9 protein-coding genes are annotated in these 11,979 nt (G+C 28.4%); 2 read left to right on the forward strand and 7 right to left on the reverse strand.

The genetic code is table 11. From position 1 onward, the window contains the following. A partial coding sequence (locus CBD51_005385; protein ID RPG58292.1) for a glutathione peroxidase occupies window positions 1–236 on the forward strand: 236 nt, incomplete at its 5' end. 1 nt (window position 237) lies between these two features. Here CBD51_005385 and CBD51_005390 read toward each other — a convergent pair. The 6 genes from CBD51_005390 to cdd all read right to left on the reverse strand — a co-directional run bounded on the left by CBD51_005390 (window position 238) and on the right by cdd (window position 8,026). Then, window positions 238–2,718, reverse strand: coding sequence for a TonB-dependent receptor (locus tag CBD51_005390; protein RPG58293.1), 2,481 nt, complete (start codon window positions 2,716–2,718; stop codon window positions 238–240). A 3-nt stretch (window positions 2,719–2,721) separates the two neighbouring features. Next, window positions 2,722–3,252 carry a DUF962 domain-containing protein gene (locus CBD51_005395; protein ID RPG58294.1) on the reverse strand — a complete coding sequence of 177 codons (531 nt, stop codon included), beginning with the start codon at window positions 3,250–3,252 and terminating at the stop codon, window positions 2,722–2,724. Between the two features lie 2 nt (window positions 3,253–3,254). After that, a complete protein-coding gene (locus tag CBD51_005400) occupies window positions 3,255–4,244 on the reverse strand; it encodes a bifunctional phosphoglucose/phosphomannose isomerase (protein ID RPG58295.1) in 990 nt (329 codons plus the stop codon). Continuing rightward, the gene (locus CBD51_005405) at window positions 4,244–6,328 is read right to left on the reverse strand and encodes a M13 family peptidase (GenBank protein ID RPG58296.1); all 2,085 of its coding nucleotides are present in this window, start codon (window positions 6,326–6,328) and stop codon (window positions 4,244–4,246) included. The genes CBD51_005400 and CBD51_005405 overlap by 1 nt, the downstream gene beginning before the upstream one ends. A 10-nt stretch (window positions 6,329–6,338) precedes the next feature. Then, on the reverse strand, window positions 6,339–7,538 hold the full coding sequence (locus CBD51_005410; protein ID RPG58297.1) for a hypothetical protein: 1,200 nt from the start codon (window positions 7,536–7,538) through the stop codon (window positions 6,339–6,341). Next, window positions 7,535–8,026: a cytidine deaminase gene (gene cdd, locus CBD51_005415; GenBank protein ID RPG58298.1), complete on the reverse strand. Its 492-nt coding sequence runs from the start codon at window positions 8,024–8,026 to the stop codon at window positions 7,535–7,537. Before cdd ends, CBD51_005410 begins: the two co-directional genes overlap by 4 nt. Window positions 8,027–8,072: 46 nt before the next feature. On the opposite strand from cdd, the gene CBD51_005420 reads away from it, so the two are divergent. Continuing rightward, window positions 8,073–9,986, forward strand: a complete 1,914-nt coding sequence (locus CBD51_005420; GenBank protein ID RPG58299.1) for a choice-of-anchor B family protein — start codon at window positions 8,073–8,075, stop codon at window positions 9,984–9,986. Here CBD51_005420 and CBD51_005425 read toward each other — a convergent pair. Beyond that, complete coding sequence (locus CBD51_005425) at window positions 9,983–10,702, reverse strand: molecular chaperone DjiA (GenBank protein RPG58300.1); 720 nt, start codon at window positions 10,700–10,702, stop codon at window positions 9,983–9,985. The genes CBD51_005420 and CBD51_005425 overlap by 4 nt on opposite strands. Between the last annotated feature and the right edge of the window lie 1,277 nt (window positions 10,703–11,979).

Below are 11,979 nucleotides of genomic sequence, written 5' to 3' on the forward strand. Positions count from 1 at the left end.
TTTGCACAAAAAACTATGGTGTAAATTTTCAGATATCTGAAAAATTAAACGTTAAAGGGAAAAATCAACATGAGCTGTATAAATGGCTGACTGATAAAAAGTTAAATGGAATAAAGGGCAGTTCTGTTTCATGGAACTTTAACAAGTATTTAATTGGATTAAATGGCGAATTTATTAATCATTTTTTATCGGATATCAATCCTCTATCATCAAAAATCACAAACCATTTAAAATAAATCAGTAGTCACCACTATTGTCTTCCATTTGATCATCATTTATCAACTTGGCTTTTTTCTTTATTGGATCAAAATCTACTTTACCAAATTTATACTTCAAAGATATATTAAAGGATCTAAATAAAATTTGATAATCACGAGTATAAGCATAACTATCTCCATTATTATTGTTACCAGTTATATCTGTATTAAATTCCTTATATTTTGAAAAAGGTTCTATTACTCCTATACCCAAAGAACCTCTTTTATTATTAAATGTCTTTTTAAATCCAAAAGAAAGCATAGAGAAACTTGGTCTTTCACCCTGAACTGTTTGTCTAGGAGATCTGAAAAAAGCTCTACTTTCTACGTTATAACCATTACCAAGTTTTATATTGGCATTAAAACTATATTTATAATTAATACTCTCTCTAAATACATCTACGTTATTTATAGTTGTATTCATATTATAAGTATATAAATCAAAAGATCCTCTTAAAGTTAAAATGTTTTTTAAAGTTGTAGAACCATAAAAATTAAATCCTAGAGAATGATTATCACCTGTATTTAAATAATTAGTTTCAAATATATTTGTATTATCAATTAACGTTGTATAAGCTTCCACAACATCAAACTTTGCTTTATAATATAGAAAAAAACTAGTCATTAGTCCAGGTTTAAAGCTTGTGTAACCTAATTCAATTTGGTGTGATTTTGATGGTGATAAAAGTGGGTTACCTCTACTAATATTATTTAAATCACTTATTTCAGTATTCGTATTGATTTTATGTATATCAGGTCTTCTTAATCTATTAGTATAGGACAATTTAATAGTCTTAAACATATTAAGTTTTTTTGATAATGTCATACTCGGAACTATATTATTATAAGAGTTATCAAAAGAATCATAAACTACTTTATAATCTCCAAAAATATTAGTCATTTCATACCTTAAACCCGATAGAATTCCCCAATCATTTTTTAAATTAAAATTTCCAGAAACATAAGCAGCTGAAACTAATTGATTGTATTGAAATACATTATTTAGAGCATCTTCTGGTAACCAGCTAATCAATTCAGTGTTATCGATATTTGTTTCATAGTCATTAGTTGTATACCGACCAATATGTTTTATACCAACTTCTAATTTATTATCATTATTCAATGGATGAATATAATCAACTTGACCAGTTATTTCATATCCATTTCCATACATTGAGTTTTCAATATTAATATCATCATAATTTTCTTGACTAATCTCTTTAGCATCATCATGAATATGAGTTCCATATTGGAAACTAGTCATGATTTCTCGACCAGGTTGATCTTCAAAAGTTTTAATATAGTTGATTGTCCATTCAAATTCAGAATCCTTGTTATTTGATGAATCAGAAACTATAAATTCATTAATTGTCTGNATATCATTATAAATTACATNTTGCATATAATCATTAAATTTATTTTGACCACTAGTTTGAAAATTAGTTGTTATACTATTGTAGGTATTAATATCGTAGTAGATATCAATAGATCCCCTAAAACCTACCCAGTTACCTACAAAATCGCCAGTTTTCAGTTGATTAGAGATCACTTCATCAAATTCATTATATATTATATTACTTTCCGTAGTTTCGCCTTTTCTAGGCCATCCATATCTAGCTCCACCACTAGCACTAACCCCAAACCTATTTTTTCCAGCATTTAAATTAAAGGATGATCTATTAACTCGTGTACCAGTGTTAGTATTAATTCCCGCATTAAAACCATCAATATTTTTTTTATTAGTAACTATATTAATTATACCTGCATCACCTTCAGCATCGTATTTTGCCCCAGGACTTGTAATTACTTCGATTGATTTTATTTCTTCAGCAGGTATAGATTGAAGAATATCTGTAATATTAGTTGAGTTTAGAAAAGAAGATGTTTTACCATTTAATAAAAATTTAATATTCTCAGAACCTCTAATAGAAACATTATCTTCAATATCAACTGAAACAAGAGGAGCATTACGAAGAACATCTATTCCATCAGTGGCTGTAGATGACAAATCATTTCCTACATTGTATACAATTTTTTCAATTTTATTTTCATATATGGGAGCTTGATCTGTTAAGTCTATATTATCCAAAATAGATTTATTCTCGTTAAGTAATATGTTTTTTAATTTTTTGTTAAGTTTTTTATTTGTTATTTCAAATGGAATATTTTGGGACTCATAGCCAGTATAACTTACTTGTATAACATATTCTGCAGGTTCTAATTCAGAAAACACAAAAAAACCTTTTTCATTAGTAATTGTACCATTAACAATTTCATTTTGTTTTAAAAGAGTGATATTGGCATAATTAAGATCTGATTTATTCTTTTTATCCTTAACAAAACCCTCAACCTTACCATAAATTATATTTTCTTTACTTTGTTGTTTTCCATATTGTCTTCCTGGTTGAGCAGATAAAATAAAAGATGAAAAAAAGATTATGAGAAATATTTTTTTATACATATGTTAAAGTTTAATATTATTTTTTTTATAAATAAAACCCAACAACCAAGCTGGACCTATAAGTAAGAATTGTATATCCTTTAAAAAAGATGGTTTTTTTCCCTCGATTTTATGTCCAATAAATTGTAAAATCCATGAACCAATAAATACAATAATAGAAAGAATCAACAAAAATAAATCGCCATCCATTTCTNAGGATTTAAATAATCCCCAATACTTGTGTGCATCAAATAAATAAACCGTTAAATAAACATCTAATAATACAAGTANTGAAAACACCAACATACCTAAAAAAATCGANATTGATAATCTTAAGTAAAAAAGAAGTCCTAGGAATATTACGAAAGTACCCCAATGTATCAAATCATTAATAAAAGGATTATTAAATACATTTAGCAATGTATCTGGAATTAATGAAAGTAGAGCAATAATACTCCAAAAAATTAATGGTATACAAATCCAGTGAATTAATTTATTTGTTTTATTTTGATGACTTTCGCCATATTCACTAAACCAATCTTGTATATTTTTCATATCTATAATTTTTTAAGTTCTTTTTTAAAGAAATGAATTGCATCAATTTCATTTGGGTCAACACCGTCATTTTCTGCAATAAAAAATGAAACCCAATCAACAAGGTGCAAAAAATAAAAATACTCTTCAATGTGTGAGCTAGTATCATAGTCAATTACAATCAAATCTTCTACTTTTGGACTTATTTGATTTATTGTAATATCAAGACGATTTTTATTTTCTTTACTAGATTGACCATTAATAAAAATAGGAATTGAACATAAACTGTTTCTAGACCACCCAACAATCTCATTATGATTCATTTCAGGTATTATATTATAAAAAGCATGTCTCTTTGAGTTTTCATTTAGCTGTTGTTTAAATCGAACAGCTAGACCCTCTAATTCAGGATATGTATATATAAATGGCATCTTTTTACCAATTTTACTAGAAATAGACTTTGCAATCTTCATAATTTCTTTTTGTTTCTTTAGAAGTAATCTTGAAATACTTTTCATCTCAATTTTTAGATCATTAATGCCAGTAGATCCAGAATGTAATGATTCTAATACAAATAATAATTGAGTCAATGAATAAGCAAGCATAGCCCTAGGAGCACCTCCTCTAGGTATAGTAATGTAATTATAATTATGTTCTTTTGCTAATGATAAAAGTTCTCCATCAGAACATATGCATATTATTTGACATTTTTTTTTAGAAGCAGCATGAAATGCATTGATTGTTTCTTCTGTATTTCCAGAGTATGAAGATGATATAAATAAAGTTTTATCATCGGCAAATTTTGGGATTTTATAATCTTGATTAATAATTATAGGTATTGAAATTTTATTATAAAAAATATTTCTAACTATACATCCAGCAATACCAGATCCACCCTGACCACTAATAATAACATTAGAAATATCATTTAAGGTGAATTTACTTACTGATTTATCAGCAATTTTAATTGCATTTTCAATATGATTAGGAAAGTCCTTAATAAATGTTTTCATTACCAAATTTCTACTCTTTCATTAGGTTTTAAGTACATTTTATTTCCTTCATTTATGTCAAAAGCTTGATAAAAAGCTTCTACATTTTGTAATGGGACATAGCCTCGGTACATACCTGGAGAATGTGGGTCTGTCATAATTCTAGTCCTTAATGCTTCTTCTCTCATTTTAATTCTCCAAATGGTTGCCCAAGAAATGAAAAATCTTTGATTTTGAGTAAAACCATCAATATCAGGAATTGTATCATTTTTATCTAGAAACAATTGCAATCCATCGTAAGCAGAATTAACACCTCCTAAATCACCAATATTCTCACCTAATGTAAATTTTCCGTTAATAAATAAATTAGGAAGCACTTCAATTTTACCATATTGTGCAGCTAATGAATCGCCTAGGGCATTAAATTTTTCAAAATCTTCATCAGACCACCATTTAACTAAATTGCCATCACCATCATAATCAGCACCAGAATCATCAAAGGCATGAGAAATTTCATGACCAATAACAGCACCAATACCACCATAATTAACAGCTGGATCAGCTTGAAAATCATAAAAAGGTGGTTGTAAAATACCTGCGGGAAAAACAATCTCATTGTTAGAAGGACTATAATAAGCATTTACAATTTGTGGTGACATATACCATTCCTCTTTATTCACCTCCTTATTAAGCTTGTCTAAATTTTCTTTTCTTGACCAAAAAGACTGATTCATTCTATTATTAAAATATGTGCCTCCCTCACTAAGTGGAATAATATCTAATCCTGAGTAATCTTTCCATTCATCTGGATAACCTATTTTGACTGTTATCTTCTCTAACTTATCTATTGCCTTTATCTTTGTATCATCGTTCATCCAAGTTAAATTTTGAATTCTAGCTTTGAAAGCTTCAATAATATTGTCAATCATTTCTTGAGCATTGGCTTTAGCTTCTGGTGGGAACTTTTTAGCAACATATAATTTTCCAATTGCCTGACCAATTGACCAATTAAGGGATGATATTGCACGTTCATTTCTAGGTTTTTGTTTTTGTGCACCTCTTAGGGTTTTTGAATAAAACTCCCAGTTAGCTATTTCTATCTCTTCAGTAAGCATACTAGCTGAGCTATTTAAAATCCCCCATTTAAAATATATTTGCCATTCAGAAATATTGTTAGCATCTAGAATTTGACCAAGTGTTTTGAAGTAATTTAAATCAGATACTATAATGGTATCTGGCTTAATTCCAATATTATATAAATATTTATCCCAATCAAACATTGGCAACATTGCTTTAATTTCTGAAATAGACCTTGGATTGTATGTTTTTGAAGGGTCTCTTCTTTCAACTTTATCCATTTTACTTGAAGCAATTTTAGTTTCAAATTCCAAAATTATTTTGGCATATTCTTCACAGATATTGTCTTGATAACCTAAAAATTTAAACATTCTTGAAACATGTAATAAATATTTATCTCTAATATCTGAAAAACTCTCTAGTAGATAATAATCTCTATCTGGGAGACCTAAANTACCTCCATACAAATATGCAGAATGTTTCATACTGTTTTTCTTATCAGTACTCACGTATANGCCTAAGAAATCTGAGCCACCACCATATTTCGATGTTTCTTCCATATATTCTTGTAAAGAGGTAATACTAGTAATTAAATTAACTTTTTTTAAGTATGGTAAAATTGGATTGATACCTAATTTATTTCTATGTTCTAAATCCATAAAACATTCATACATTGAAACAGCCTTACCCTGATCACTTGTTCTTAAAACTTCCTTATCATTTAGTGCTGACTCCATTATTGCTAACACATCTTTATTAGTTTCTTTATCTAATTGATAAAAACTACCCCAAACACTTTGATCTGATGGAATTTTTGCTGAATCAAGCCAAACTCCATTAACATAACGATAAAAATCATTCTTAGGAGAAATAGTTGTGTCCATAAAATCTAGGTTAATTCCAGTAGATAAAAATTGATTTTTCATATAATTAGTTTTAGGTTCAATTGGTTTAGCAAAATAAAATATAGATACTATAGATGCAGTAATTATAACATACAATCCAATTATGTTTGGTGAATTTTTCATATAAATATTTTTATTTATTTAGTATCATTTTCTTATTACAAGCACCGTTTACATCAAATTCAATAACTAAACCATCTATATTTTTAATAGAACGTCCAAGAATATCAATTTTTCTTGAATTATTAAATAAGTTAGTATTTTCATTTAATGATGAAGCGTTTTCATTTCTAACATCAAAAACTATTTTGTTTGTTGTAACACCAGAAGTAAAATTAGTAATCTCTGTATTATTAGAATCATAAATATAAACCTGGCTATTTGTTACAAAATCTGCTGTAGCAGCAAATAAATTACCATTTATAGGATTTTCTGAAACAGAATAATAATTCATATTTAAATTCTCTTCTACACCAAATGATCCTGTTCCAAGATCAAAAATTCCCATCTCAGTATCTCCAGATATTTGATAATTCAATTTTTCATCTCGAATTATAGATACTCCGCAACCAGCACTTACATCAGATAAAACTATTGTGGTAGATACACCATCTAAAGTAACATGTGAAATTGAAGTGCCGTCCCAATTTTTGTTATTTAGTGTATAAAGTATGTCGTCTTTAAACATCAAATTTATTGGATTTTTTGCGTCCGGTCCTAAATCAATTTCGGACTCATAACTTAGTGTAGTTAAGTCTACTTGGCCAATAATTCCTTGATAATTACCCCATTCATATGCATTATTTATCAAAACATAAAGTTTATCTTCATTAATAAGGATGTTTTCGGTGGACCATTGTGGTCCATTATCTGATTCAAAGTTAAATTGATAATTTAAATCAAGATCATATACATCTAAATATGAGTCAAAAATTACTGGACCAAAGGTAGCATTATCATAATCGCCTTTAGATACAAATAAATAATTATCATATATAGCTAATTTTCTAGCCCCACTCACATCTTGAGAGGTTATTAGCTCATATGTGTCAAGATGATATTTTAAGATTCTGTTGTCAGCAGCAACATAGAAAAAATCATCATTGATAATTAAATCGGATGCAAATTTTGCACCAGTAATTTCAATTACTTCTGTATAAATAGGGTCATCTGATGAAATTGAATATACACCCACAGTGACTGGTTCAATTATTTCATCAGTTGAAAAATCTAAGTATCCTTCATTGAGGAATAATACCTGGTTAACATAGTCATTTTGTGATAATGCATTAAACATAAATAGTATAGAAGTAATAAATAATAATTTTTTCATTTTTTAATTGATTTTAATTGATTTTCTTGAAAATACAAGGGTAATAAATCTTTAGCACTTGCAATCTTAATAATTTTTTTACAATCAAATAGTAAGATCTCAATATTACTATTTTGTTTTTCTTCATATTCAAGTAAAACTTGACGACATGCACCACAAGGTCCTACTGGTTCTTGTATCTCAAAATTATGTGAATTAGCTGTTATGGCAATTTTTTTAACTCTAATATTAGGAAAATTAGCACTAGCAGAAAAAATTGCAACACGCTCAGCACATATACCACAAGGAAAAGAGGCATTTTCCTGATTTGAACCTATAACAATTTGATTATTTTCTAAAATCAATGCAGCACCTACACTAAAATTTGAATATGAAGAATATGAATTTTTCATGGCTTCACTAGCTTGATACATTAAATCTTTATCTAAATCTGAAACCTCATTCAAATTAGTAATCTCGTGGTAAGAAAATGTAAAGTTTTTTTTCATAAAAATTATACAAATATAGTTAGAATGATTTTTGTAACTTTATAATATGCTCAAAAAATTAACATTCTATTTTTTTTTATTTCCTATATTATTAATTAGTCAAAATAATACTCAAGAAATAGAGTTAGAAGAAGGATGGTCAATATTTTCAACCTATATTCTTCCAGAAGATAATAATTTAGAAGATATTTTCGCTAGTATTATAGACGATGTAATTATCATCAAAGATGAAAATGGAAATGCGTTTTGGCCAGAATTTAACTTAAATTCTATTGGTCAAATACAGCTTGGAGATGCATATTTAATAAAAATGCAAAATCCTAATAACTTAACAATTAATGGAACCATAGGAGAATGTAATAGTGTAATAAATCTTGATTCGGGTTGGAATTTATTAGGTTACTTAGATAATGTTTCATCTGAATTAGAAAGTCATTTTTCTAACATACTAGAGCTTATAATTTTAAAAGATGATGAAGGTAATATTTACTGGCCTTTCTTTTCTTTAAATACAATACAAGAACTTAAGCCAGGAAAAGGATATCAAATAAAACTAAATTCCTCTATTGAGTTTAATTACAACTGCAATAACGAATGTGTTGAGTATAATTACTCTTGTAATGGAGGAACTTGGCAAACAGAAGTGTATTGGGAAATACAAGATAGTGTAGGTGAAATCATTTATTCAGGTGGAGCACCTGAAGATGGAATATTCTGTCTAAATGAAGGATGTTACACTATTTTAACTAGTGATAGTTATGGAGATGGGTGGCAAGGAAATAATTTAAATATTGGTGGTCTAATATACTCTAATGAAGATCTTGATGGTTGCTCAAGCTGTGGATTAGAAATACAATCCTTTGAATTGTGCATACCATTTGATCTAATTTATGGTTGCACAGATCCAATTGCTTTAAATTACAATTCAACAGCTAACACAGATGATAATTCCTGTTTATATCCTGAACAAAGTTTAAATATGGAGCTGATTGCAATTTACGATTATGAGGAAGTTATTAATGATATTTGGGGATATTCAGATAGCGATGGTAATGAATATGCATTAGTTGGTACTAACGAAGGTTTTTCTGTAGTAGATATTACAACTCCTGAAAACCCTATTCAATTATATTTTATTGAAGGTGATAATACAATTTGGCGAGATATAAAAACTTGGGAAAATTATGCATATGTAATTTGTGATGGATGTAACGATGGTTTACTTATTGTAGACCTAGATGATATAACAGGTAATACATATTATACTTCAACAGATTTTTTTGAAAAAGTTCATAATATATATATTGATGAAAATGGTTATTTATACGCATTTGGTGGTAATGCCAATGGTGTTATCATACTAAATTTGAATAATGACCCAATTAATCCAACATATGAGGGAATAAATGATTTATTTTACCTTCACGATGGAATGGTTAGAGGCGATACAATNTGGGGTGCATCTACATCAATGGGAGAATTTTTTATATATGATGTTTCAGATAAATCTTCACCTACAATTATATCATCACAACCTACTCCTGGTGGAATGACTCACAACTGTTGGATTTCTAATGATGGAAANACTTTATTTACTACTCANGAATATTCAGGNGCATATATAAGATCATATGATGTTAGTGATATCTACAATATTGAAATGCAAGATGAAATACAATCATGGAGTGGATTTACAGATGTCATTCCACACAATACTCATGTGTTAAATAATTATTTAATAAACTCTTACTATACAGATGGTATAACTATTATTGATGCATCAGACCCAAACAATTTAATAGAAGTTGGGTATTATGACACGTCTACTCAATTTGAGGGTAATGGGTCTTTTGGATGTTGGGGNGNATATCCNTATCTTCANTCTGGCCTAATTTTAGCTACNGACAGGCAAAANGGACTNCATATACTTAANACAAGTTTAGAGCTCTTAAATNACTAAAAACCCCTCTTTAATTTAATTTTTTCATAGGCATCCTGNACTGACTGAAACTTATCTTTTGCCATTTTTATAACATCTTCACTAACATCAATGAGCTTATCAGGATGATATTTTTTTATAATCTTTCTATATGATTTTTTAATTTCATCATCGGAAGCGTTTTTAGTAACACCTAAAATTGAATATGCATTTTCTAAATTATTTTTATTTAAAAACATAGCTTCAATAGATTTGAANTCATGTTGGTTAATCCANAAGTACTTTGCTANTTTTTGTATNATATCAAGTTCNTTTGTGTCANCATTGCCATCACTATGNGCNAGAGAAAANAAGAAGTGAAGAATTTGCAATCTTGATTTATGATTTACATTTTGATTAATTTCTANACATATTGATCTTAATGATGGAAAAGGTTTTTGTTTAATNTCATTAAAAACTTTAAAATAAATATCAGATTTAGCTTTTCCAAAAGNTTGNACAAANAATAATCGAACACAATCTAATTCTTCTTTTTTTATTNTNCCATCAGCTCTAATNACTAATGTTGCTAAAACAAGAAGTGACATTTCAAAAGACATTTCAAACATCTTTTGTTTAGGNCCAAAATTTCTACCAATTCTCTTACCAAGATGGTAACCAATTAAAGCGCCTAAAAAACCACCATACATAAANCCAGCAACCCCNCCTATCCATTTAGTATATTCNCCACTACTCATTATTTAATAAATATNTTTTTTCTACNACTCCATTATCNTGGATAATNAATNGAAAACCAGANTCATTGTANTNAATANTTTGTCCANGCATATTTAANTTAATAATAGAATTTAAATTAGATTTANTCTCCTCTAAACCAATACTACAACCAGAGTTCCATAATATATCTTCTGATCCTGACAAACAATAATNATTNTTTTCACAANTATTACCAATCCAAANACCTTCACAATCTCCTGGCTCAACATAATCTACATATCCACCATCATACAAACAGTAAGGAATTTGGCAATCTCCACAATCATCAACAANACCACAGGTANCATTATCAGAGTTAGCAAATGGATCAAAGTTACATGCTGACATGTCTACACAACCAAATACACAATACTCTAAAGAACTTAANTCAGAATNATCTGGNTCCCATAANTCAGGGAAGTCATCTGCAATTGCAGATTCAAGAGAAAGAGTGCCATCCTCATTTAATGAAATTTGTGCAAAATCAAAAGCNATACCACCACCATCAATAAATAATTGACANGTNTCAGAATCATTAAGNTGAGAATATGATAATTCAAATGAATCATAACAAAACACATCACTTTCATCAGANGGAATCATAAACTTAGCTCCTTCATCATCAATAATAATATATGCATAGTTTAAATAGGTCCATTGTCCAAGAACATCTTCACATCCCTCTGAATTTGGAGTTTGAGGACANATTTCTAATTCAGGCAACTCATTAATTGGTGATAATTCAATACCATCACCTTGATNATCACCAANTTGTAAATTNCCATTATCTAAAATATTTACNNNAAGTTGANTNGGNCCATCTTCCTCATCAATAAACTCAATCATNTCAAGACCAGTAATTGGTGATANNCCTAAATTTNTNTANTCCATAGNCCAATANTACCAACAATTAAAATTNGNATCATCTAAANAAGTGTAAAANCCAATTNCATTTTCTGTTATTTCAATATATTGATCAGCATCAAAATCATACCATAAGCCNATCATAGAATTNGAATTTANATNATCACATGAATTANATATAATAGNTCCATCAGAATTATACCAAATAGCACAACAACCTTCACAGTAATCATCCATACAATAAGCGCCATCAACTCCAGGATTTTCTGATNNAGAACAAGGAGAAATAAGACATTCTAAACCATAATTACATGAACCATCATCATCAGTTGCATTAGAATTATAATTACAAGCTTCTAAATCAGTACATCCACAAATATTATTAATATCTATA

This window comes from Flavobacteriales bacterium TMED191, assembly GCA_002171975.2.
Taxonomy (GTDB): Bacteria; Bacteroidota; Bacteroidia; order Flavobacteriales; family TMED113.

Coding starts and splice junctions, on each gene's coding strand:
- cdd (RPG58298.1), bottom strand. CDS start 8,026: ATGAAAAAAAACTTTACATTTTCTTACCACGAGATTACTAATTTGAAT.
- CBD51_005400 (RPG58295.1), bottom strand. CDS start 4,244: ATGAAAACATTTATTAAGGACTTTCCTAATCATATTGAAAATGCAATT.
- CBD51_005410 (RPG58297.1), bottom strand. CDS start 7,538: ATGAAAAAATTATTATTTATTACTTCTATACTATTTATGTTTAATGCA.